21 protein-coding genes and 1 pseudogene are annotated in these 22,989 nt (G+C 70.7%); 14 read left to right on the top strand and 8 right to left on the bottom strand.

All coding sequences use genetic code 11. The features are described from left to right. Positions 1–513: 513 nt before the first annotated feature. Positions 514–1,746 (top strand): annotated as a pseudogene (locus ABD830_RS54635) (zinc ribbon domain-containing protein); the annotation flags it as partial. 533 nt (positions 1,747–2,279) lie between these two features. Here the strand turns inward: ABD830_RS54635 and ABD830_RS54640 are convergent. Both ABD830_RS54640 and ABD830_RS04255 read right to left on the bottom strand, forming a co-directional pair. After that, positions 2,280–2,921: an Rv1352/Rv1906c domain-containing protein gene (locus ABD830_RS54640; RefSeq protein ID WP_486348592.1), complete on the bottom strand. Its 642-nt coding sequence runs from the start codon at positions 2,919–2,921 to the stop codon at positions 2,280–2,282. Positions 2,922–2,945: 24 nt separating this feature from the next. Beyond that, a complete protein-coding gene (locus ABD830_RS04255; protein ID WP_344985000.1) occupies positions 2,946–3,374 on the bottom strand; it encodes a CBS domain-containing protein in 429 nt (142 codons plus the stop codon). A gap of 256 nt (positions 3,375–3,630) precedes the next feature. Here ABD830_RS04255 and ABD830_RS04260 point away from each other — a divergent pair, with 256 nt between their 5' ends. From ABD830_RS04260 to ABD830_RS04305, 10 genes are read left to right on the top strand one after another with little or no spacing between them, the layout of a single operon-like run. Further along, positions 3,631–4,422 carry an MlaE family ABC transporter permease gene (locus ABD830_RS04260; RefSeq protein WP_344985001.1) on the top strand — a complete coding sequence of 264 codons (792 nt, stop codon included), beginning with the start codon at positions 3,631–3,633 and terminating at the stop codon, positions 4,420–4,422. Continuing rightward, positions 4,422–5,276: an ABC transporter permease gene (locus ABD830_RS04265; RefSeq protein ID WP_344985002.1), complete on the top strand. Its 855-nt coding sequence runs from the start codon at positions 4,422–4,424 to the stop codon at positions 5,274–5,276. The genes ABD830_RS04260 and ABD830_RS04265 overlap by 1 nt, the downstream gene beginning before the upstream one ends. A 4-nt stretch (positions 5,277–5,280) precedes the next feature. Then, positions 5,281–6,300 carry an MlaD family protein gene (locus ABD830_RS04270; protein ID WP_344985003.1) on the top strand — a complete coding sequence of 340 codons (1,020 nt, stop codon included), beginning with the start codon at positions 5,281–5,283 and terminating at the stop codon, positions 6,298–6,300. Then, on the top strand, positions 6,300–7,334 hold the full coding sequence (locus ABD830_RS04275) for an MCE family protein (RefSeq protein WP_344985004.1): 1,035 nt from the start codon (positions 6,300–6,302) through the stop codon (positions 7,332–7,334). The genes ABD830_RS04270 and ABD830_RS04275 overlap by 1 nt, the downstream gene beginning before the upstream one ends. Continuing rightward, positions 7,334–8,359 (top strand): MlaD family protein, encoded by a 1,026-nt coding sequence (locus ABD830_RS04280; RefSeq protein WP_344985005.1) that lies wholly within the window; start codon positions 7,334–7,336, stop codon positions 8,357–8,359. Before ABD830_RS04275 ends, ABD830_RS04280 begins: the two co-directional genes overlap by 1 nt. A gap of 8 nt (positions 8,360–8,367) precedes the next feature. Next, entirely contained in the window at positions 8,368–9,393 is a 1,026-nt protein-coding gene (locus ABD830_RS04285) for an MCE family protein (protein ID WP_344985006.1), read from the top strand. Beyond that, entirely contained in the window at positions 9,390–10,412 is a 1,023-nt protein-coding gene (locus tag ABD830_RS04290; protein ID WP_344985007.1) for an MCE family protein, read from the top strand. The genes ABD830_RS04285 and ABD830_RS04290 overlap by 4 nt, the downstream gene beginning before the upstream one ends. A gap of 50 nt (positions 10,413–10,462) precedes the next feature. Beyond that, positions 10,463–11,770, top strand: a complete 1,308-nt coding sequence (locus ABD830_RS04295; protein WP_378520886.1) for an MCE family protein — start codon at positions 10,463–10,465, stop codon at positions 11,768–11,770. After that, entirely contained in the window at positions 11,770–12,555 is a 786-nt protein-coding gene (locus ABD830_RS04300; RefSeq protein WP_344985009.1) for a hypothetical protein, read from the top strand. The genes ABD830_RS04295 and ABD830_RS04300 overlap by 1 nt, the downstream gene beginning before the upstream one ends. After that, positions 12,552–13,157: a 4'-phosphopantetheinyl transferase family protein gene (locus tag ABD830_RS04305; protein WP_344985010.1), complete on the top strand. Its 606-nt coding sequence runs from the start codon at positions 12,552–12,554 to the stop codon at positions 13,155–13,157. The genes ABD830_RS04300 and ABD830_RS04305 overlap by 4 nt, the downstream gene beginning before the upstream one ends. Positions 13,158–13,175: 18 nt before the next feature. Here ABD830_RS04305 and ABD830_RS04310 read toward each other — a convergent pair whose 3' ends face one another. Both ABD830_RS04310 and ABD830_RS04315 read right to left on the bottom strand, forming a co-directional pair. Further along, entirely contained in the window at positions 13,176–14,063 is an 888-nt protein-coding gene (locus ABD830_RS04310; RefSeq protein ID WP_378521066.1) for an IS5 family transposase, read from the bottom strand. 175 nt (positions 14,064–14,238) lie between these two features. Then, positions 14,239–15,168: a cation diffusion facilitator family transporter gene (locus ABD830_RS04315; RefSeq protein ID WP_344985012.1), complete on the bottom strand. Its 930-nt coding sequence runs from the start codon at positions 15,166–15,168 to the stop codon at positions 14,239–14,241. A 34-nt stretch (positions 15,169–15,202) separates the two neighbouring features. Between ABD830_RS04315 and ABD830_RS04320 the strand changes: the two genes are divergently transcribed. The 3 genes from ABD830_RS04320 to ABD830_RS04330 are packed head-to-tail and all read left to right on the top strand — an operon-like array spanning position 15,203 to position 18,060. Next, the gene (locus ABD830_RS04320) at positions 15,203–15,661 is read left to right on the top strand and encodes a MarR family winged helix-turn-helix transcriptional regulator (protein WP_344985013.1); all 459 of its coding nucleotides are present in this window, start codon (positions 15,203–15,205) and stop codon (positions 15,659–15,661) included. 60 nt (positions 15,662–15,721) lie between these two features. After that, the gene (locus ABD830_RS04325) at positions 15,722–16,369 is read left to right on the top strand and encodes an LppX_LprAFG lipoprotein (RefSeq protein ID WP_344985014.1); all 648 of its coding nucleotides are present in this window, start codon (positions 15,722–15,724) and stop codon (positions 16,367–16,369) included. Then, positions 16,366–18,060: an MFS transporter gene (locus ABD830_RS04330; RefSeq protein ID WP_344985015.1), complete on the top strand. Its 1,695-nt coding sequence runs from the start codon at positions 16,366–16,368 to the stop codon at positions 18,058–18,060. The genes ABD830_RS04325 and ABD830_RS04330 overlap by 4 nt, the downstream gene beginning before the upstream one ends. 94 nt (positions 18,061–18,154) lie before the next feature. Here ABD830_RS04330 and ABD830_RS04335 read toward each other — a convergent pair whose 3' ends face one another. The 4 genes from ABD830_RS04335 to cmk form a co-directional block, all read right to left on the bottom strand. Then, the gene (locus ABD830_RS04335; protein WP_344985016.1) at positions 18,155–19,252 is read right to left on the bottom strand and encodes a PP2C family protein-serine/threonine phosphatase; all 1,098 of its coding nucleotides are present in this window, start codon (positions 19,250–19,252) and stop codon (positions 18,155–18,157) included. A 93-nt stretch (positions 19,253–19,345) separates the two neighbouring features. Then, positions 19,346–20,608, bottom strand: coding sequence for an aspartate--tRNA(Asn) ligase (gene aspS, locus ABD830_RS04340; protein WP_344985017.1), 1,263 nt, complete (start codon positions 20,606–20,608; stop codon positions 19,346–19,348). A 295-nt stretch (positions 20,609–20,903) separates the two neighbouring features. Continuing rightward, complete coding sequence (der, locus tag ABD830_RS04345; protein ID WP_344985018.1) at positions 20,904–22,295, bottom strand: ribosome biogenesis GTPase Der; 1,392 nt, start codon at positions 22,293–22,295, stop codon at positions 20,904–20,906. A gap of 38 nt (positions 22,296–22,333) precedes the next feature. Continuing rightward, the gene (gene cmk, locus ABD830_RS04350) at positions 22,334–22,969 is read right to left on the bottom strand and encodes a (d)CMP kinase (protein ID WP_344987620.1); all 636 of its coding nucleotides are present in this window, start codon (positions 22,967–22,969) and stop codon (positions 22,334–22,336) included. Positions 22,970–22,989: the final 20 nt, after the last annotated feature.

Genomic DNA, 22,989 nt, shown 5'->3' on the forward strand with positions numbered 1-22,989 from the left:
GAAGGGTGATCCGCAGCGTGGAGTCGCGCGGCCCCGGAGCGGGGCCCCTGTATGTGGTCGGAGTGCAGGTGCGGGCATTCGCCCGCAGTGAGCTGAGGCGAGCGAGCGCTGTCCGGCGGAGTCTTATCGCTCAAACGTTCTATCCCATGGCGCAAACTTTTGGTAGCGTGACGGTCACGCATCGTACGGGAGGCGGGTGGGCGGAGTGCAGCATGTGCGGCGTACGCATCGATGCCGCCTCCTGGCAGGGGGCGGTGCATGAGCACACTGACCGCGACCGCTCCCTGCACCGCGCATGGCGCGATGGTGGAAACGACTGGTGAGATCGTCTCCCAGGAGTTGCTGGCGCGGCGGGTCGGCTGGCTGACTGCTCTGGCGCGGGATCTGACTGCCCGCCTGGTAGCGGCCCGGTGGACTGCGGCGGATCTGGACGCGCTGGCCTGCGGGGCGGGGCTGGACGGGCGGGCGTTGCCGTCCAAGGGCTGGATGGCCCTGCGCAGGCTGGGCTGGGCCATGGCCCCGGAGCCGGGGGTGTACGTGTGTGATCGGGTGCTGCGATGCGCGCAGGAGCAGGCCGCCCGCGCCTTGCGGCTGACGCTGCACCGCCGCACGCTGGTGGCGGCGATCGTGGCCACCTGGCCGCAGAATGCGAGCGCGCGGACCGACGCCGAATGGCAGGCGCTGCGCGCGCTGCTACCGGACGGGGTGAACTCGGCAGAGATCCGTAACCGGACCCGGCAGATCCGCGCCTACAGGGACGAGCATGATGGGTTCCCGGCCGACCTGACCGAACTGGAGGAACCCCCGAACGTTGCGGCGCAGATCGTGCTGGCCGCAGCCGACCGGCAACTGGCCACCCTGGAACGCACCGGCCCCCGCAGCGCCCGCCTGCGGGTACGGCTCCCCCTGGTCGCCTCCCCGGCCTCGCGCAGAGACTGGGCCTGGCACGTGCTGCCGCTCACCCTGCCGCCGACCGTGCCGCCGCAGTCGACACTGTGCACCCCTACCCTGCGCGTGCACCACGGCCGGGTACGCCTCGATCTGCCGTTCCAGACCCTGATCGAGGTCGCGCCCGCCACTGGCCATACGATTGGATGCGGGTTCGACTGGGGCCTCAACACACTCCTGACCGGTGTGGCTGGACGCCTGACCGGCGGGCGGGTCCTGTCGGATGGGCGGCCGCTGACCTACGACGCCAGCGGGGTCTCCGCCAAGCTGCACCGGTTGCGGGCCCAGCGCGAGCGCTTGGCCGCCAAACACCGCCACCAGGAACGGCTCCTGGCCGGGATCACCGCCGCCGATCCCAGATTCGCCAAGCTGAGCACGGCCTATGAGGTCATCGGGGTCGAGCATGAGCGCGTGTGTGCGCGCATCCGCAACCTGAACAAGGCGCTGGCCTGGTCGGCGGCACGCTGGGCGGTCGACCAGGCCATCGCCGCCGGGGCGACGGTGATCTATCTGGAGGACCTGGCCACTCTGGAAGCGCGCGGGCGCCGGGGCAGCGCGAACGCGCGCCTGTCGGGGCAGGTGCGCGGGCAGATCGTCGAGGCGATCCGGCACTTGGCGGCCAAGCACACCATCGCCGTGGTCACCGTCCCCGCCCGCGGCACCTCGAAATACTGTCCCCGCTGCGGGGACGGCACGTCGCTGCTGCGGCACTGCCCGGCCCCCGACCGACTCACCGAGCGGGGCTGGACGTGGGCCTACTGCCCCACCTGCGGTCTTTCCTGTGACCGGGACTGGGCGGCGGCCGAACGGATCGTCGCGCGCGGCCTGCTCGGCCAGAACGCCACCCGCACCCACCGCGCCACCGGCGCCCGCACCATCGCGAAGGTCGTGGAGGGCAACGTCGCCCGCGCCCGCTCGGCCCGCAGACCGACCAGGGCAGCCCGGCGCGCCCGCCGCACCCGAACCGACCTGCACCCCCGCCCGGCAGCACGCGACAGATCCAAGAACCGTCCCACCCCGAAACGACCGGCCCGCACCACAAGGAATGTGACAAATGCGGCGGCCACGTTGATGACCTCCAGCCGTGTGCCCGACCGGCGCACGGTGCCCGCCCCACTCCCCGCAAAGAGTGGACAGCGTCCGGCGGGCCATGCACCCCAGCCGGGACGGCACCAGCCCTCCCGGACAGGGCATGCCAGGAATTCTCACCACCGGACCGGCTTCCACCACGCCCAAGCCACCCCCGTACTCGCACTCACCGAGCACCGAGGCGGCCAAGCTAGGCCACGCCCGTCCGAGTTGCCTGATTCCTTTAGGGAACTACAGCGAATTCAAGACGCTTTGGTCCACTCCGCGCATCCGCCGGACACGAACGCCTTGTCCGTGGCCTCGATGGTGACGCTGGCCGGCCCCTTCGGCATGCCGGTCGCGGCGATGTCGCCGGTCGCGCTCCGCATCCTGGCCCAGTAGCACATGGTGGACCCCGTGATCGGGCCGGTCGTGCGGTAGGTGCCCGGCTGGATGTCCTTGCCCACGATGAGCGTGCGCACAGAGGCGGGGTTGATGGCGGGCCCGCTGCTGGGCCCACTGCTGGGGCCACTGCTGGGGCCGGCGCCGGGCCCGCCCGTCTGCCCCGGCTGAGGCTGACCGGGCTGGCTGTTCTGAGTCGGGCCGGATTGCGTCTGCCCCGGCTGCGGCTGGCCGGACAGTGTCTGGTCGGGCACGGCCTGGCCGGTCTGGGGCGGCGACGACCCGGTGGAGGACGTGGCCCCGGGGTCCACGGGCGGGCTGTCCTCGACGGTGACCGTGACGCGGGCATCGGGCTCCTCGGACGAGGACGACGTCTCAGAAGACGCGCCGAACCCCACGAACACGCCCAGCAGGAACCCGAGCAGCGCGGCGAGCCCGGCGACCAGCACGATGATCGGCGGACTGCTCGTCGCGCGCGGATATTCAGGAGGAGGCCCGTACATCACGGACCAAGCGTGCCATCTCTGTCAACGGTGGAGATAGTCGACGAGCGACGCCTTCTCCGTCTCCAGCTCCTCGATCGCGCTCTTCACCACGTCGCCGATGCTCACGATGCCCACGAGCCGGCCGTTCTCGACCACGGGCATGTGCCTGAACCGGTGCGTGGTCATGGTCTGCCGCAACGAGTCGACGTTCTCGCCGGGCCCCACCGTGCGCACCTCCGCCGTCATGATCGCCGACACCGGGCCGTCCAGGATCGCGGAACCGCGATCGTGGAGGCGACGTACGACGTCGCGCTCGGACACGATGCCCTCGATGGTGGAGCCGTCCGTGGAGACCACCACGGCTCCGATATTGCGCTCCGCAAGCATGGCCAGCAACTCGCGCACCGTGGCACCCGGTGTCACGGTCGCCACGTCACTGCCCTTGGCGCGGAGGATCGTCCCGACCAGCATCTGCACCACCTCTGCCCTCAGTCTTCCAAGCCTGTGTCCAGGCAAACAACCCCGCGGGGGCGGAGTCAAGGGGATACGAGTGTAACGGGTCGGTCACGTTTCGTACTTGGCTGACAAGATGTGACCTGCGTCTCATACCTTTCGCGCAAATTCCCACGAAGTCATCGACTCCCAGATAACCCCTCAGTAGGGTTGCCACTCATCCGTAGGCGGCGGAGGTGGTCATGGCGGTAATGCGCGCGCGGACGGGCGGCCGATGACCCTGTCCGGATACGTCGGACGCCGGGCCGGGTCGGCGCTCGGCCAGATCGGCGAGCTGTTCGTCATCGTCCTGGAGGGGTTACGCAGGACCTGGGACATCAGGCGCTGGTGGTGGGAGTTCGTCGAGCAGTGCTGGTTCCTCGCCCGTGTCACCAGCGTGCCCGTGCTGCTCGTGGCCCTGCCACTGGGCGCCACCGTGGCGCTGCAGGTGGGCGAGCTGGCCAGGCAGCTCGGCGCGAGCTCCGCCACGGGCAGCGCGGTCTTCGTCGGGCTCATCCGTGAGGTGGCGCCGCTGGCCAGCGCGCTGCTGATCTCCGGGGCCGGCGGCAGCGCGATGACCTCCGACATCGGCGCGCGCCACATCCGCGACGAGCTGAGCGCGATGGAGGTCATGTCGGTCAACCCGATCCACCGCCTGGTCACGCCGCGCATGTGGGCGGCCAGCACGATCGCGGTGTGCCTGTGCCCGCTGGTCATCCTGGCCGGCGCGGCCGGCGGCTACTTCTTCAACGTTGTCGTGCAGGGCGTCACCCCGGGCGCGTACTTCGACGGCGCGTTCTCCCTGGTCGTCGCGTCCGACCTGTACGTGACGCTGTTCAAGGCGTGGATCTTCGGGTTCATCGCCGCGGCGGTCGCCTGCTACAAGGGCATGACCTGCGCGACGAGCCCGGTCGGCGTGGGGCGGGCGGTCAACCAGGCAACCGTGGTCACGTTCATGCTGGTGTTCGCGTTCAACTACGTGATCTCGGCCGTCTACTTCCTGGCCTATCCGCCGAGGTCCCTCTGATGGTCACGCGGACGGCCGGTCTCAGGATCGCCCTGCGGGGGCGGGACGTCGCGGAGCGGTTCGCGACGCTGGCCGACTGGCCGCTGTTCGTGTGGAAGGTGCTGTTCTACTGCGTTCGCGACGTCGTCCTGCGGCTCAAGTACGTCAAGGTCGTCCTCAGGCAGGTCAGCGACGTCGTGGTGGGCGTCGGGGCGACCGTCATCGGCGGCGGCATGGTCTTCGTGGTGTTCACGATGGCGTTCGTCGTGGGCGCGACCGTGGGCCTGCAGGGTTACCAGGGGCTGCAGGCGATCGGCGCGGAGTCGTTCATGGGCCTGGTGGGCAGCTTCGCCAACGTCCGGGAGATCACCCCGATCATCGCGGCCACGGCGCTGGCGGCGCAGGTCGGCTCGTCGTTCACGGCGGAGCTGGGCGCGATGCGGATCTCGGAGGAGATCGACGCGCTGGAGGTGATGGGCATCAACGCCTTCACCTACCTGGTCTGCACCCGGGTCGTGGCCGCGCTGCTGGCGCTGGTCCCCATCTACCTGATCGCGCTCTTCGCCAGCTTCTTCGCCACCCGGCTGATGTGCACGGTCCTGTTCGGCCTGGCGCCCGGGGTCTATGACTACTACTTCTACCTGTACCTGCCGGTCACCGACATCGTGTTCAGCGTCTCCAAGGTCGCCGTCTTCGCCTTCGCGGTCATCGTCATCCACTGCTATCACGGCTTCCACGCCACCGGCGGCCCGGTGGGCGTGGGCGTGGCGGCGGGCCGCGCCATCCGCCAGTCGATCGTCACGATCGTGCTGCTCAACCTGCTGCTGTCGTACCTGTTCTGGGGCAGCGGCGGCAACATACCGCTGACGGGGTGAGCCGGTGACCCGATTCCAACTTCCCCTCGCCGCCCGGGTGGGCATCGCTTTCGCCGTGCTCGTGGTCCTGGCCGCGGCCACCCTGTACGTGGTCCGCACCGCCGCCGAGATCAGCGGGACCAGGATCGACGCCGTGTTCGCCCGCGCCGGGCAGGGCATGGACCCCGGCTCCCCCGTCAAGATCCGCGGCATCAGGGTCGGCGAGGTGGCCGGCGTGTCGCTCGACGCCAAGGGCAGGGCCGTGGTCACCATGCACGTCGACCCCGGCGTCAGGGTGCCGCAGTCCACGGTCGCGGCGGTCGAGCCGGCGTCGGTGTTCGGCCCCAAGTTCCTCAACCTGAAGCCCGGCTCCGGCGAGACCACCGGCCCCTACCTGTCCAGCGGCGCCGTCATCACGTCCACCGAGGGCCCGCTGGACCTGTCCGACACCCTCGGCGACGCCTACCGCGGCCTGGACGCCGTCGATCCCAGCGAGGTCACGGTCATCGTGCACACCCTGGCCAAGGGCCTGGACGGCGAGGGCGGGAACCTGCGCGAGCTGATCGGCGACGCCGGCACGCTCGTCGGCGTCGCGCACCGGCAGCGCGGGCGGGCCAGGCAGTTCCTGCACGACGCCGCCCTGCTCGGCACGGCCCTGCAGGACAAGGGCGACGACCTCGTCGCGATCTCCTCCGACGTCAACGTCATCACCCCCGACCTGCTCGCGCGGGCCGACAAGGTACGCGCCCTGCTCCAGGAGGTCACCTCGATCTCCGAGCTCGGCGCGCACGGGCTGGCCAAGCACCGGCAGGACCTGCGGGCCGGCGTCCACTCCGGCGAGCGGGTGGCCGCGCTCATCTACGCCCAGCTCGGCCTGGCCGGCGACGGCGTGCGCGGCCTGAACCGGCTGGTGGGCCTGCTCAACGAGCTGATCGAGGCGCCGGGCCCGGGCAACAGCCGCCAGCTGCAGGTGGAGGCGTTCGTCGCGACCGACCTCTGCGAGCTGGTCGTCGGCGCGTGCGGCCCGACCGACGGGAGGCGCTGATGCGGCGCGCCTGGACGTTCGCCCGGTTCCTGCTCTTCGTCGGCCTGTGCGCGACGCTGATCGTGGTGATCGCCATCCAGATCGCCCGGGTGAACACGGACGGCGGCTACCGCCTGGTCGCCGTGTTCGACGACGTGTCGGGGCTGGTCGAGGGCGACCAGGTGAAGATCGCCGGAGCGCCCGTCGGCCAGGTGGACACGATCAAGGTGGTGGACGGCCGGGCCGAGGTGGCCATGGAGGTGCAGCAGGGGGTCACCGTCCCGGCGGACACCGAGGCCGCCATCCGCTGGCGCAACGCCGTCGGCCAGCGCGTGGTCTACCTGATGCCCGGCACCGCGCCCGCCAAGCTCCTGCCTGGCTCGCGCATCACCCGTACCTCCTCCGTCGTGGACATCGGCCAGCTGGTCAGCGACCTCGGCCCGCTCACCCGCAGCCTCGACCCCGACCAGATCAACCAGCTCCTCACCGCCGCCGCCAAGTCGCTCAAGGGCAACGAGCAGAACATCCCGAGGCTGTTCGACAACGTCAACGCCATCACGACCACGGTCAACGAGCGCAAGAAGACCATCGAGCAGCTGCTGAAGGACTACGCCACCGTCACCGGCGTGGTCGCCCGGCGCGACAAGCAGATCGAGCAGCTCGTCGACAACCTCGTCACGCTCTCCGAGGCGTTCGCCGACAACCGGGAGCTGATCGACCAGGCGCTGGTGGAGCTGTCGACGACCGTCCACACCTCCAACGAGGTGCTCGGCAAGAACGCCGACGAGCTCGGCCGCCTGGTCGACAACCTGTCCGGGCTGACCGGCGGCATCAGGCGGCACGTGGGCGAGATCGACAAGACGGTCAGCACGTTCCAGCCGCTGTTCGCGCGGGCGTACCAGACCGTGGACCGCGGCCACTACTTCGTCACCGCGGTCCCGTGCGTGGCGCTGAACGCCGCGCCCTGCCCGTACGGGATGCAGACGCCGCCGCCGCTGCGCAACACCAGGATCCAGAGCACGAAGGACCTGCAGAAACTCATGGTGGGCGAGTGATGGCGGTCAAATCCTTCCGCGACCGCAACAGGATCGCCGTGGGCCTGGTGTCGCTGGTCACGCTGGCCGCGATCCTCGTCGCCACGTTCCTGGTCGGCAACCTGGGGCTGCTGGAGGGCGGCTACCTCATGTCCGGCGTGTTCGTGGACTCCGGCGGGCTGCGCACGGGCAACGACGTCAGGGTCGCCGGGGTGCGCGTCGGCAAGGTCACCGAGGTGCGCGCCGACTACACGCAGGGGAACGTGATCGTCACCTGGAAGGTGGACGACGGCGTGCGGCTCGGTCGCGGCACCCGGGCCGACATCGCCCTGTCGAACCTGCTGGGCGGCCGGTACGTCAAGCTCACCGGCGCCGTCTCGGCCCCGTACATGGACCAGCTGCCCGAGGGCCAGCGGCGCATCCCCGTGACGCGGACCGGCGTGCCCACCCTCATCAACGACGCCATCAAGGACGCGACCCGGCTGGTCGAGCGCCTGGACACCGACGCCGTGGACGACCTGCTCACCGAGCTCGACAAGGTGGATCTCGGCAAGCGCGGCCGCATCACCCGCCTGCTGCGCAACATCGGCGACCTGTCGGACACGATCAGCAAGAGCCAGCCGCAGCTGCAGCGGCTCGTCGACAACGGCACCCGGATCATGAACGTCCTGGAGAAGAAGGACAGGCAGCTCGGGCGGCTCATCGACGCCATCGAGGTCATGCTGGCCGAGCTGCGCGCGCGCCGCAACGAGCTGCGCACGCTGCTGGGCGACGGCAGCGACCTCGTACGCAGCACGACCCGGCTGATCAACGAGCACGAGAAGACCCTCATCCAGGTGCTCGACGACAACGCGGCCATCACGACGCGGCTGAGCGGCAGCAACAAGCGGCTCAACTCGCTCCTGGCGTGGGCCGGCCCGACGTTCTCCGGGCTGTCCACGATGGGCGGCCAGGGCCCGTGGCTCGAGGCCATAGCCGCGGGCCTCGGCCCCATCAACCCGGAGGTGCTCGGCGTCATCAAGAAGGACAGGAAGAGCGCCAGATGAGACAACCCGTGAGACGACTGATGGCGGTGCTGCTGCTCGGGGCGTTCCTGACGTCGGGGTGCACGGTGCTGGGCGAGGAGCCGTACCGGCTGGTGGCGATCTTCCGCAAGGCGCCCTCCCTGTACGAGCAGGCGCGGGTGAAGGTCATGGGCCTCGACGCCGGATATGTCGACAAAATCAGCATCGATGGGGACAAGGTGCGCGTTGACCTGCTGGTCGATCGGCAGGTGCCGCTTCCGGCCGGCGTGAAGGCCGTGGTCGCGCCCCAGAACACGCTCGGCGAGCGGAACGTCGTCCTCTATCCCCCGTGGAAGCCCGGTGACCAGAAGGTCACCCCCGGGACCACGATCCCGCTGGAGCGCACCGATCTGCCGGTCGAGATCGACGACGCGCTCGACGCGTTCACCAAGCTCACCGACGCGCTCGACGACAAGAAGCTCGGCTCCGTGGCGAGCACCCTGGCCGACGGGGTGAGGGGGCGCGGCAAGACCATCAACAACGCCATCGCCGACACCTCCGAGCTGACCGGCACCCTGGCCAAGCAGGACCAGCAGCTCGTCAATCTGGCCAAGGGGCTGAACCGGCTGGCCACCAGCCTCAACAGGCGGGAGCGCCAGGTGACGGGGGCGATCGACTCCTTCGCCGAGGCCAGCTCGATCCTGGCGGAGGAGCGGCAGCGGCTGCGCACGTTCGTGTCGGGCATGGCGACCTTCGTGCGGCGCGGTGACGTGATCATCGAGCAGTACTCCGAACGGCTCCCGCAGGCCGCGAGCACGCTGGCCGAGCTGGTGCTGACGGTACGGGCCAACAGCGCCTCCATGGCGCGGGCAGTCAAGGGCGCGGCCGACTTCGCCGACGTGCTCATCGACTCCTGGGACAGGAAGCAGCACGTACTGAAGATCCGCGTGGTGCTCAACGCGATGACCCGGGCGTGGCTGACGCCGCTGTTCGACGCGCTGAACCTGGGCGACGTGCCCTGCCTGCCGGCCAAGCTGAGCAACTGCCCCTTCGAGCGGCAGGGGAGGCAGCGATGAGGTCCCGCATCCTGGCCGCCGTCCTGGCCCTCGCGACGTCGCTCTCCGGGACCGCGTCGTGCTCGCTGCAGACGCTCGGCGCGACCACCGGGGACATGACCCTGTACGCGGTCTTCGACGACGTGCAGAGCCTGGTGGCCGGGCACAGCGTGCAGATCTCCGACGTACGGGTGGGCACGGTCACCGGCATCCGCCTGGACGGCTACCGAGCCAGGGTGACGATGTCGGTCCAGTCGGCGCACCGGGTGCCCCAGGGCAGCACCGCCACCGTGGCCAAGACGTCGGTGCTGGGCGAGAACTACGTCCTGCTCACGCCGCCCGCGGGCAAGGACCTGGCCACGGGGCCGTACCTGAAGGACGGCGCCACCATCGCCGAGACGTCGGTCGAGCCGGACATCGAGCAGGTCACCGCTAAGGCGGGGCCGCTCATCGAGGCGCTCGGCGCCCAGGACGTGAACGCGATCCTCGACGCCGCCTCCACCGGGTTCGGCGGGCGGGGCGAGGACGTCAACAAGCTGATCAAGCAGACGGCCGAGGTGACCGACGCCTACGCCGCAGCCCGCAGGGACATCGGCACCAGCATCGACGCGCTGGCCAGGCTGGGCGACGACCTCGCCAAGGGCAGCGGCGAGCTGGACCGGCTGCCGGGGACGCTGGCCTCGGCCACCGCTCGCATCGCGCACGGGCGCAAGCACGTGAAGAAGGCGATCGTCGCGCTGACGAAGCTGGCCAAGGAGGCGAACCTCACCGTCTACCCGCGGCACGCCGCCCGGCTCAGGAAGCTGCTCCTGGAACTGGAGGCCATCTCGTCGGCCATGCAGCGGGGCAAGGAGGACCTGAAGACGCTGGTGGCGAGGCTCCAGAAGTTCATCGACGCGCCGCCGATCACCGTCAACGGGCAGGTGCTGATCTATCTCTGGCTGAAGGGCGTGCTGATGCCCAAGAAATCGTCCGGGAACGACCGGGCGCTGCCGAACCGGGTCGAGGACTTCCGCCTGCTGCTGGAGCCGCTGCGATGAGGAACCGGATTTATCTGAATTTAGGGTTCTTTGTCGCCCTGGGGATCGTCATGACCGTCTGGGCGTTCAGCACGATCATCCGGCTCGACGCCATCGAGCGGCCGTACCGGGTGTCGGCCGAGTTCATCTCGTCGCCCGGCCTCATCCGGGGATTCGACGTCGCGTACCTGGGGGTCCGGGTCGGCAAGATCGGCGACGTGCGGCTGGCGCCCGGCAGGATCGTCGTGGGTCTCGACATCGACAGGGGTGTCCGGCTGCCGAAGGGCGCCACGGCGGAGGTGCGGCGCAAGTCCGCCATCGGGGAGCCGTACGTGGAGCTCTCGCCCCCAGCCACCGGCGTGAACGGGCCCACGCTCGCCGCCGGCGACACGATCCCGCTGGCCAAGACCTCGGTGCCGCTCGACTACAAGAAGCTGTTCGAGGGCGTGGGCAAGCTGCTGAACGCGGTGCCGCCGCGGGACGCCAAGACGATCACCCACGAGCTGGCCGTGGCCCTGGACGGGCGGGCCCCCGCGATCAGGAACATCATCGAGGACGCCCACTCGCTGACCGGCACGCTGGCGGACAACGCCGACACGCTCGACTCCCTGTCGGTGCAGCTCACCCACCTGACCCACACGCTCGCCGGGAAGCGGGGCGAGCTCGCCGCCGGCATCACGGACCTCCGCACGGTCACGGGGACGCTGCGCGACTCCCGAGCCGACCTGAACACCTTCCTCGACCGGGGGCCAGGCGTCTTCGCCCGGCTCGACACGGCGATCAAGAAGTCGCGGCCGGGGTTCTCGTGCCTGCTGACGGCGGCGGGGCTGCCGCACCAGCCGGTGTTCTCGCCGGCGACCGAGCGGAACGTGCACCACCTGCTCAGCATCATGCCCACCGCGCTCAGCCTGGCGAACGACATCAGCGACCAGACCGGCGACACCGTCTACGGGCGGGCGGCGTTCATCTTCAGCGTGCCGGGCGGGCCGACGCCCGCCGAGGAGTACGCCGGCACCGTCGGGCCGCCCTCCGTGCCCGCGCTGCGCTCCTGCCCCGCACCCTCCCGCTCCGGGGACACCGGCGATTCCGAAGACCCGGACGATTCCCGTACGCATGATCGCCAGGATGCCGCCGCACCGGCGGACACTCCCTCTTCCGCCGCCTCCGCCCGCCCGGTGGCGAAGGACACCGAGAAACCGGACAAGAGCCCGGAGGCCACCGCGTCGCCCAGCGGCGTGGCCGCCACCGGCCCCGCATCCCCCGTCCCGCTGAACACCACCCCGCTGATTGCCGGGATATTTCTCGCAGTGGTGGCCATCGGTGGGATTGTGGGCTGGACCGCGACGGGCCGGGCCGCCCGCCGCCGTGAGGAGTCATGATGACCGCCAAGCAGGACCTCGCCGAGGAGACCCGCGCAGAGGAGGCCCAGCCCGAGGAATCCGCCGGCACGGCTCGCGACGAGACCGGCGCCTCCACCACGACGGACGCGCCTTCTGAGGACGAGCGGGCGACCGTGGCGGGTTCGACGTCCGGCGAAGAGGCGTCCGGCGAGCGGGCGTCCGGCGAACGAGCGAGCGGCGAAGGGGCGAGCGGCGTCAAGGGCGGGCGGCGTGTCACGCGGGCCAGGATCCTCGGCATGCTGGCGGCGATGCTGGTGGCCGCGCTCGCCGCCACCGCCGTCCTGCAGTGGATCTCCGCCTCCCAGGCCGAGGACGCGCGGGCTCGGCTCGAGGCCGAGCGGTCGCTGCGGCTGGAGGTGTCCGGAGCGGCGACCGCGTTCAGCAAGGCCCTGCTCAGCTACGACTACCGCAACCTGCAGAGCACCCGGTCCACCCTCGCCGCCCAGGCCACGGGCGACTTCCTGGCCACGTACGACGCGGCGTTCGGCGGCGCGATGGCGCAGGTGATCGTGAAGCTCAAGGCCACCTCGCAGGCCACGGTACGCGAGGTCTACCTGGCCGACGTGGACGAGGCCACCGCGCACGCCATCGTCGTCGTCGACCAGCAGGTGAACACTTCCGAGGCGATCCGCTCCGTCAAGGACTCGCACCTTAAGATCAGCCTTGTGAAGGAGAAGGGGGTCTGGAAGATCCATGACGTGACCGTGCTCGGCGCGGCCTCGGAGGACCAGTACAACCTCACCGGCGACAAGAAGAAGGAATGACCATCGGCCCCTTAGCGATGGGCGGCCGCCCCGACGAGGTGCGCGCCCCGGAGGACTGGCTCACCGAGGTGGAGATGGACCGGGCCGGGCGGTTCCGGTTCGAGGCGGATCGAGCGAGTTACGTCGCCGCCCACCTCCTCGTACGGCTCTGCGCCGCCGCCGCGCTCGGCGCCGAGCCGTACGAGCTGACCCTGCGGCAGCGCTGCGAGCTGCACGGTCCCGGGCACGGCAAGCCGTACATCGAGGAGGCGCCCGAGCTCGGCGTGAGCTTCAGCCACACGCGCGGCTACGTGTGCGCGGGGGCCGGCCCCGGCAAGGTCGGCGTGGACGCCGAGCACGTGCCGCCCGGGCCGCTCGACCTGGCACTCGCCGACCGGGTCTGCACCCCGCGCGAGCGCGCGCTGATCGCCGGCAACGACGAGCTGATCAGGCACTGGACCCGCAAGGAGGCGCTGATCAAGCGCGGCGAGCTGACGCTCGACAACCTCCACGCGGGCGGCGACGACCTGGCGGGCCGCCACCTGCTGGAGTGGAGCGCCGGTCCTGACATCCGGGTGGCCGTGGTCACGGACTCCCCTGCCAGAAGGGTGCCGATCCCCTAGAGGCCCCTAGGTCGTGTTTCATAAGGCATTGAGCCACTGGTTGATCGCAGCGATGATGACGACGGCTTCGTAGCGTACGGCGAGCTTGTCGTAACGGGTCGCCATGCCGCGGTTGCCTTTGAGCAGGTTGATGCCGCACTCCACAGCGTGACGCAGCCGGTAGAACGCGGGGTCGAAGGCGGGCGGGCGACCTCCCTTCGATCCCTTGGCTCGCCGGTGAGCGTCCTGGTCGGCCTTGCTCGGAATGCACGCCTTGATCCCACGCCGGCGCAGATGAGTCCGGTTGGCCTTGCTGGTGTAGGCCTTGTCGGCCAGGACCCGGTCCGGGCGGGTCCTGGGACGGCCACCGCCGAGGCGGGCCACCCGGATCTTGCCGAGCACCGGTATGAACTGCGGGCTGTCGCCCCGCTGCCCGGCGGTCACCACCGCAGCCAGCAGCTTGCGGCCCTGCTCGCAAGCCAGATGGGTCTTGGTGGTCAGCCCGCCGCGCGAGCGCCCCAGGCCATGATCGGCCGGCTCGCTGTGCACCCCGCCGGGTGGTTCCTTTTGCAGGTGACCGTCCCGGCGTGCTCCGGCCGCGTGCTGGTGAGCCCGGGTGATGGTGGAGTCCACGCTCACCGTCCAATCGATCTTCCCGGCGGCGTCCGCACACGCCTGCAAGGCCGCCAGGATCCGCGCCCAGATCCCCTCCCGCTGCCAGCGCCGGAACAAGCCATACACGGTGAACCAGTGGCCGTAGCAGGCAGGAACGTCCCGCCACGGCGCCCCGGTCCGGATCCGCCACCGGATCCCGTCGATCAACTGACGCTTGCTCCACTTCGGCGGACGCCCCTTGCCCGATGCGGCAGGCAGATGCGGCTCCAGCGCCGCCCACTGCGCATCAGTGAGGTCGTGCCGCCTCGTCACCACTACGCTGGTCACGAGGTCTCCGGTATTTCGTTCTTCTTGGTCGTTGAACCACCTACCGGAGACCTCTTCGTTCAACGATCACCGACACGCATGACACGTGATCTTTCGAAACACGGCCTAGAGGCCCCTCGCCCGTGAGCGCCCCGGCCACGAGAACGCCGCCGCCACGAGGTCAGCGGCGGCGGGTCGGGGTGGGGTCGAGGAAGACCTGGCTGACCCCCGGGAAGCGCTCCCGCAGCCGCTGGTCCACCTCGTCGCAGGCGATCTCCACACCCGCCGCACTCGCCTCGTCCCGGAAGTCGATCTTCGCGGCCACCAGGATGGAGCCCGGCCCGATCATCATGGTGAGCAGCTCGACCACGTCCTCCACCTCAGGCTGGGACAGCAGCACGGCCCGGATGCCGTTCTCGATCCTCGCGGGCGCGGCCTGGCCGATGAGCAGCGACAGGTTCGACCTGATCAGGGTGACCGCCACCACCACCAGGAGCAGGCCGATCGCGATCGACGCCGCGCCGTCCCAGAGCGCCGAGCCCGTCATCTGCGACCCGGCCAGCCCCGCGGCCGCGATGATCAGGCCCACCAGGGCGGCCGCGTCCTCGAACAGCACGGCCTTCAACGCGGTGTCCGAGGTCACCCGCACGAGCCGTACCGGATGGACCCGGTAACGCTCGGCCTGACTGCGCAGCTGCGAGTACGCCTTGGCGAACGAGACGGCCTCCATGCCGAACGCGACGGCCAGCACGATGTACGAGGGGAGGAGGTTGGACAGCTCCTCGCCATGGCTGATCTCGTGCAGGCCGTGCGTGATCGAGAACCCGGCCCCGCCCACCAGCGTCGCCACGGCCGCCGTCATCGCCCAGAAGAACCCGGCCTTGCCGTGCCCGAACGGATGCCGCCGGTCGGCGGGCCGCTCGGCGCCGCGCACCGCCACCAGCAGCAGGAGCTCCGTCACGGTGTCGGCGGCCGAGTGGGCCGCCTCCGACAGCATGGCCGCCGAACCGCCGATCAGGCCCGCGACGAGCTTGGCCAGCGCGATCGTCAAGTTGGCCGCGCCCGCGACCAGGACAGTCCTCAGGCTCTCCCCCGACTCCCGCTGTTCCATAGGGGATTACTTTACGTGCGCTACATTGGAGATCATGAGGGCGCCTCGCTGGCTTTCACCCGCCGAACAGCGTGCCTGGCGCACGCATCTGGCGCTGCACAAGCTGCTCATGCACCGGCTCGACCGCGAGCTGCAGGTGCACCACCTCTCGTTGAACGACTACGAGATCCTCGTCAACCTCTCCGAGAGCCAGGACCGGCGCATGCGGATGAGCGACCTGGCGGACGCGACGATCCAGTCGCGCAGCCGGCTGTCGCACCAGATCTCCCGCATGGAGGCCAAGGGCCTGGTGACGAGGGAGGACTGCCGCGACGACCGGCGCGGCACGTTCGCGGTGCTGACCGACGAGGGCTGGGACACGATCCAGAAGGTCGCGCCGGACCACGTGGCGGGCGTGCGCGAGCACTTCGTCGACCGCCTCAGCGACGAGCAGCTCAAAGCGCTCGAGGCGGCCTACGAGCCGATCGTGGAGCATCTGAAGAAGCTGCGCTGACACCCAACCGATATCCGCGACGGCTCACGGACGTTCCCAAGCGCTCGCTACGATCCGCTCATGGTCCGAAAGCTTCTGATCGTGGCGGTTCTCGCGCTGGTCTCGGCATGCTCGTCGGGCGGCGGCGACGCGCTGCCCGCCGGTCCCGACCTGATGAAGAAGGCCGCCGAGGCCATGAAGGGGGTCAAGTCGGCCAGCTTCTCGATCGCGACGGAGGGCAAGCCGAAGGTGCCGGTCAAGAAGGCCGACGGCAGGCTCACGGCCGCCGGTGACGCCGACGGGACGATCACGATCGACGTGCTCGGGTCCCTGCAGGAGATCAGTTTCGCCCTGATCGGGGACACCGTGCACTTCAAGGGGCCGACGGGCGGCTTCCAGAAGATGACGCGGCAGCAGCTCGCGCAGTTCTACGACCCCTCGGTGATCCTCGAGCCGAGCAAGGGCATCGCCCAACTCCTCGCCTCCGCCACGGATCCCAAGGTGGAGGCGTTGGAGGGTGACTCGTACCGGGTGGCCACGACGTTCCCCGGGCAGGTGCTCGGCCAGATCGTCCCCGGCGTCACGCAGGGTGTCAACGGCAAGGTCTGGCTCGACAAGGCCAGCAGCCGGCTCACCAAGGCCAGCCTGCCGTTGCAGGACGGCACGGTGACGGTGTCGTTCAGCGACTACGACGCGCCGGTCACGATCACGCCGCCCGCCGCCGGATGAGAGGCGCCCGCCGGGTCGTGCTCGGCGCCGGGGGCGCGGTGGTGCTGCTGGCCGCGCTCGACGCGTACGTGGTGGTGACGATCCTCGTCGACCTCGCCGAGGACGTGGGCATCCCGCTGAACCACCTGGAGCGGGCCACGCCGATCGTCACGGGGTTCCTGCTCGGGTACGTCGCCGCGATGCCCCTGCTCGGCCAGCTCTCCGACCGGTACGGCCGGCGGCCGCTGATCCACGCCTGCCTGGCCGCCTTCGCGCTCGGCTCGGTGCTGACGGCCCTGGCCGCCGGCGAGGTGATGGTGGTGGCCGGGCGTACCGTCCAGGGGGTGGCCGGCGGGGCGCTGCTGCCGATCACGATGGCCCTCATCGGCGACCTGTGGGACGAGCACGAGCGGCCGGTGGCGCTGGGCGCCGTGGGCGCGGCGCAGGAGCTCGGCAGCGCCCTCGGGCCCCTGTACGGCGGGCTGCTGGCGGGGCTCCCGGCCACCGCGGTGGCGGGGGTGGAGCTGGGCGGCTGGCACGCCATCTTCTGGATCAACGTCCCGCTCGCCGCCCTGGCCGCCGTCGCGGTGCACTTCACGGTCCCGTCCGGTACGGCGGGCCGTACGGACGTCGCGGAGGACCACCCGACCGGCCCCTCGACTGCCACCGCCGCCGCGGAAGGCATCCGCTCCGACGCCGCCACAGGTCAGAGGGCGACCGGCACGGGCGGCGTGGCAGCGCGGACGGCAGGCGCGGTGTCGCCCGTTCCGGCCGACGCCATGAGCGCGTCCAAGCCGCCGGTGGGGCAGGTCGACGTGGTCGGCGGGGCGCTGCTGGCCTTGGCGCTCGGGCTGCTCGTCGTGGGCCTCTACAACCCCGACCCGGCCAGAGCCGTGCTGCCGCCGTGGGGCCTCGCCGCCATCCCGGCCGGGGCGGTGGCGGCCGGGGTGTTCGTGTGGTGGGAGATCCGCTCCCCCGTACGCCTCCTCGATCTCTCCGCCACCCGCAAGCGCCCTCTGCTCGCCACCCTGGCCGTGAGCTTCCTGGCCGGGGCCGCGCTCCTGGTGACCATGGTGTTCGTCCAGCTCACCGCCCAGACCCTGCTCGGGTTGGACGCGCTGGACGCGTCGCTGGTCCTCGCCAGGTTCCTGGCGGCGCTCACCGTCGGAGCCCTGCTGGGCGGCCTCCTGGGCCGCAGGCTGGGCGAGCGGGCCGTGGCCGTGGCGGGCATGGCGCTGGGGGCGGCGGGCTACTGGCTGATGAGCCGGTGGCCGCTCGACCTGGCGAACGCGGGCCTCGTCGTGGACCTCGACCTGGTGGTGGCCGGTCTGGGCCTGGGCCTGGTCATCGCCCCGGTCTCGTCGGCGGTGCTGCGCGTGAGCCCGGCGGCCCAGCACGGCGTGGCGTCGGCGGCGGTCGTGGTGGCCCGGATGATGGGCATGCTGATCGGCATCGCGGCGGTGTCGGCGTGGGGGTTCTACCGGTTCCAGTCGCTCACCGCCCACCTGGACACGCCGCTCCCGTTCGGTGTGGACGCGGTGACGTACCAGCGGCGGCTGGCCGAGTACACCGCGAAGGTGCAGGCGGCGCTGCACACCGAGTACACGGAGATGTTCCTGGTCACGGCGTTCGTCTGCCTGCTCGGCGCGGCCGTCGCGCTGCTGCTGCCCCGCTCCCGGCGCTCCCAGGGTGGTTCTCCCGAACCCGGATAAGCCCGTCTCGATCCGGCCATCAGGCACGCCACCGGCCGAATGGCTGAAGCCAGGGTCCGCGCCCTGAATCTCCGATCGCAGGTGGACGGCGGATTCACGGGCCGGCCGGTCCACCGGCGCGCCGGGTGATCGCCAGGATCGCCATGTCGTCGTCGCGCGGCCCACCGGTCCAGCGCTCGACATCACGTACCAGGGCCTCGACCACCTCGTCCGGCTGCCGGAACGGGCCCCGGCCGCCGAGCCGGCTCGCCGGTTCGTAGAAGGTCCCGGTGCGGTCCCGGGCCTCCGTCACACCGTCGGTGACCAGCAGGAGCGTGCTCCCGGCCGGGAACGGCCAGCTCTCGGGCCCTGCCTGCGGCCCGCCCAGACTGCCCATGCCCAGGGGAAGGCCAGGCTCGCCCGGATCGAGCGGGGACACCGCGTCGCCCTCGAGGAGATACGGCGAGGGATGGCCGCGGTTCAGCAGCCGCACGCGGTCCGCGCCCGGTGTGATCTCACCGAGCACCGCCGTGACGAACCCCTCCATCCGGATGTCCTCCTCGCGCGACGAGGCCGCTTTGACCAGGGCGCGCTCCATCCGGTCGGCCAGCACCGCAAGGTCGGGCGTCTGGTCGGCCGCCTCCCGGAATGCTCCCAGCAGCACCGACACCGTGCCGACCGCGCCCAGGCCCTTGCCCCGCACGTCTGCGATGAGCAGCCTGGTGCCGTACGGCGTGTCCTGCACGGCGTACGCGTCTCCGCCGATCAACGCCTCGATCTGCGCGGTCCTGTAGACGGCGGCGATGGCCAGCGGGCCGACACAGGCCGGCGGTGCGGGCAGCACGGCCTGCTGGGCCGCCTCCGCGACGGAACGCGCCGCTTCCAGCCGGCGCCCATGGCGGGCGACCACGCGGTTCACCCCGAGGCCGACGAGCGCGGTGAACACCGCGTTGATCAGTGAGAACGTGCCGGGAGCATGACCGAAGTACCCGTCCTTGATCAACAGTGCCAGCTCGGCCAGGACGAGGGCCGCGGCGACCGCGATCGTGTGCCGTAGCGAGAGCAGTGCTCCGGCCAGCACGACCGCGGCCCCCAGCTGGTAGTCGCCCCAATAGTCCCGCGGAGACAGGAGGTTCACGAAGATCCCGCTGGCGATCAGGGCGGCCGGGATGAACGAGCCGTACCAGGGCCACCGTGTGGAGAGTCGGTTCATCCGCGCCCCGATTCCACGTCATCCCGTCAGGTCCTGGCTCTGCTCCTTTCTATTGAATGGGGGAATTGCGTGTCGAGGCGACACTCCCAGGGCCTAGGGCGAAAGGCGGTGCAGGTCGCGCGGGAAGGCGGTGGTCTGGCGGATGTTGGCGGCGCCCGTCAGCCGGGCCGTCCACCGTTCCAGCCCCAGCGCGAACCCACCGTGCGGCGGCATCCCGTACCGGAAGGCCTGCAAGTACCCTTCATACGCCTCCGGCCCTTCCCCCCGGGCGGCCAGCGCCGCCAGGTAGTCCGCGTGGAGGTGCAGCCGCTGACCGCCCGTCACCAGCTCCAGCCCCCGGAACAGCAGGTCGAACCCGTTGGAGTAGCCGGGCCGCGCCGGGTCGGGGTGGGTGTAGAAGGGCCGCTTGGACATCGGGTAGCCGGTGACGAACAGGAACTCCGACCCGTGCTCCCGCACCGCCCACTCACACAGCCACCGCTCCTGCGCGGGCGACAGGTCCGGCTCCGCCGAGCCCGTCAGCTCCTGCGCCTCGGTGAAGTGGATGGCCGGGATCTCGGCGGGCACCTCGGGCAGCACGGCCCCGAGGAGCTCGACGGCGGCGGAGGCGCGGAGCCGTACCGACTCCAGCATGCCGGCCACCGCCTCCCGCAGCACCGCCATCACGTCCCGGTGGTCCCGGATGAAGGCCAGTTCGGCGTCGAGGCTGGTGTACTGGGCGAGGTGGCGTACGGTGTCGTGCGGCTCGGCGCGGAAGACGGGGCCGACCTCGTACACCCGCTCGAACACCCCTGCCATCGCCTGCTTGTAGAACTGCGGCGACTGCGCGAGGTAGGCGGGCCTGCCGAAGTAGTCGATGCCGAAGACGTTCGCGCCCGACTCGGTGGCCGAGGCGACGATCTTCGGGGTGTGGACCTCGGTGAACCCGAGCCCGTCGAGCGCCTCCCGGAAGCCTGCCACGCTCGCCGCCGAGATCTCCAGCGGCGCCCTGAGCAGCGGGTGCCGCAGCGCGACGGGCGCGTGGTCGAGGACCGTCGCCAGCCCGGCGGAGACGACGGGCCGGTACAGGTCGAACGGCGGCGCCGCGCACGGCTCCGACACCACCGTGATCTCCGGCTCCACCAGCTCGACGCCGCCGGGCGCCTGCGGGCTGGCCTGGACGGTGCCGGTGACCTCGACGACGCTCTCCTCGCCAGGGAGCTCGCGCGCGGCCACCACCTGGGAGAGGCCGGTACGGTCCCTGACGACGAGGAAGGACACGGATTTCAGCTGCCGGCGGCGATGGACCCAGCCGGCGATCGTCACTCGTTGACCGGCGTGCTCAGCGAGCTCCGCCGACATGACACGAGAGATCATTACAGCTCCTCATGAGGAAGTGCATGACCCCTTGGGAGTGCGGGGGAGAAGGGAGCTCCCGGTGCCACCGCACTTTCGCCGCCTCGAGAGGAGACGGCCTCGACGACCCGATGACGGGGGTCAGACCGGCGGGGCATTTCCTCCCCGCACTCAGGAGTGTCTTCGCCAGCGGGGCACGGGACCGCCTTCGCAGCTACCGGCGGCTCTCTGGACCCCTGCGGGCCCGCTGGTTACTCGTCTCCGTCAACGCGTTGCCGTAGATCCTACGATCCCGCCCGGGCGACCGGCAAAGCCATTACTTCTCCTTCTTGGCCCGCTTTTCCCGAATCTTCATCGTGACCTCGATCGGCGACCCCGCGAACCCGAACTCCTCGCGGATCCGCCGCTCGATGAAGCGCCGATATGTGTCCTCGAGCCACCCGGAGGTGAACAGCACGAACTTCGGCGGCTCGATCGAGGCCTGCGTGGCGAAGAGGATCTTGGGCTGCTTCCCGCCCCGCACCGGCGGCGGCGTCTGCTGCACCAGCTCCGTCAGGAACGCGTTGAGCCGCGCCGTCGGGACCCGGGTGGACCACGAGTCGAGCGCCTTCTCCAGAGCGGGCACCAGCCGGTCGACGTGCCGCCCGGTCTTGGCGGAGATGTTGACCCGCAGCGCCCACGGGGTGCGGACGAGCTGCCGGTCGATCTCCTTCTCCAGGTAGTAGCGGCGGTCCCCGTCGACGAGGTCCCACTTGTTGAACGCCACCACCATCGCCCGCCCCGACTCGATGACCAGGCCGATGATGCGCAGGTCCTGCTCGGTGAGCTGCTCGCTGGCGTCGATCAGCACGATGGCCACCTCGGTGCGCTCCAGCGCCGCCCGGGTGCGCATGGCCGCGTAGTAGTCGGCCCCCTGCAGCTCGCGGTCGCGCCGCCGGATGCCGGCCGTGTCGACGAAGCGCCAGGTGCGCCCGCCCAGCTCGATCAGCTCGTCCACGGGGTCGCGGGTGGTGCCGGCCATGGGGTCGACCAGCACCCGCTCCTCCCCGGCGAGCTTGTTGAGCAGCGAGGACTTGCCGACGTTGGGCTTGCCGAGCAGCGCGACGCGGGCCGGGCCGCGCTCGCCCCCGAAGGTGACGGCGGGCGTCTCGGGCAACGCGTCGAGCACCACGTCGAGCAGGTCGCCGCTGGAGCGCCCGTGCAGGGCCGAGACGGGGTACGGCTCGCCGAGCCCGAGCGACCACAGCGCGGCGGCCTCCAGCTCGAGCTGCTGGTTGTCGACCTTGTTGGCGGTCAGGATGACCGGCTTGCCGGACTGCCGCAGCACCGAGCCCACGATCTCGTCGGCGTCGGTCGCGCCCACGGTGGCGTCCACGACGAACACGATCACGTCGGCCAGCTCGACGGCGACCTGGGCCTGCTCGGCGATGCGCAGGTTCATCCCGGTGGCGTCCGGGTCCCATCCGCCGGTGTCGACGACGGTGAAGCGGCGGCCGCGCCAGTTGGCGTCGTAGGTGACCCGGTCGCGGGTGACGCCGGGCACGTCCTCCACGACGGCCTCGCGGCGGCCGATGATGCGGTTGACGAGCGTGGACTTGCCGACGTTCGGCCGCCCCACGATGGCGACGACCGGCAGCGGCGCTGTGTCACCGTGCTCGGTGATCTCAAGAGCGTCGAGGTCGGCCTCGACCCAGTCCCCCGTTGTCACGATGGAATTCCTTAATGTGAGTACCGCACCTGAAATCCTCAGGTGCGCTCTTTGACCAGCCTCAACACCTCGCCGATCACCTCTTCGAGAGAGAGCGGGGTGGTGTCGAGCTCGACGGCGCCATCCGCCATCGAGAGTGGGTCCGTCTTACGTGTCGAGTCCAGGGTGTCACGCCTGGCCATGGCCTCCTGCTGCGCCTCCACCGTCGAGCCGGCCAGCTCGGCGCTGCGCCGCCTGGCACGGGCCTCGGGGCTGGCCGTCAGGTAGACCTTGACGGCTGCTTCGGGCCAGACGGCCGTGCCGATGTCGCGGCCCTCGACCACGATGTCACCGGCGCCGATGATCTCCCGCTGGAGCGCGACCAGGCGCGCCCGCACCTCGGGAACGGCGGCCACGACGGAGACGGAGCCCGTGACCTCGGCCTCCCTGATCGGCCCCGCCACGTCGAGGCCGTCGACGTGGATCGTGGGACCGTCGGGATCGGTGCCGACGTCGATGCGCGGCCCGCCGCAACGGGCCGCCACGGCGGCGGGGTCGGCGAGGTCGACCTCCTGCTGGAGCATCCACCAGGTCATCGCGCGGTACATCGCCCCGGTGTCGAGATAGCGCAGGCCCAGCGCCCTGGCGACGCCGCGCGACACGCTCGACTTACCCGACCCCGAAGGGCCGTCCATGGCGACGACCAGACCGGTCA

Origin of the sequence: Nonomuraea helvata, assembly GCF_039535785.1 — a bacterium.
Classification (GTDB): domain Bacteria; phylum Actinomycetota; class Actinomycetes; order Streptosporangiales; family Streptosporangiaceae; genus Nonomuraea; species Nonomuraea helvata.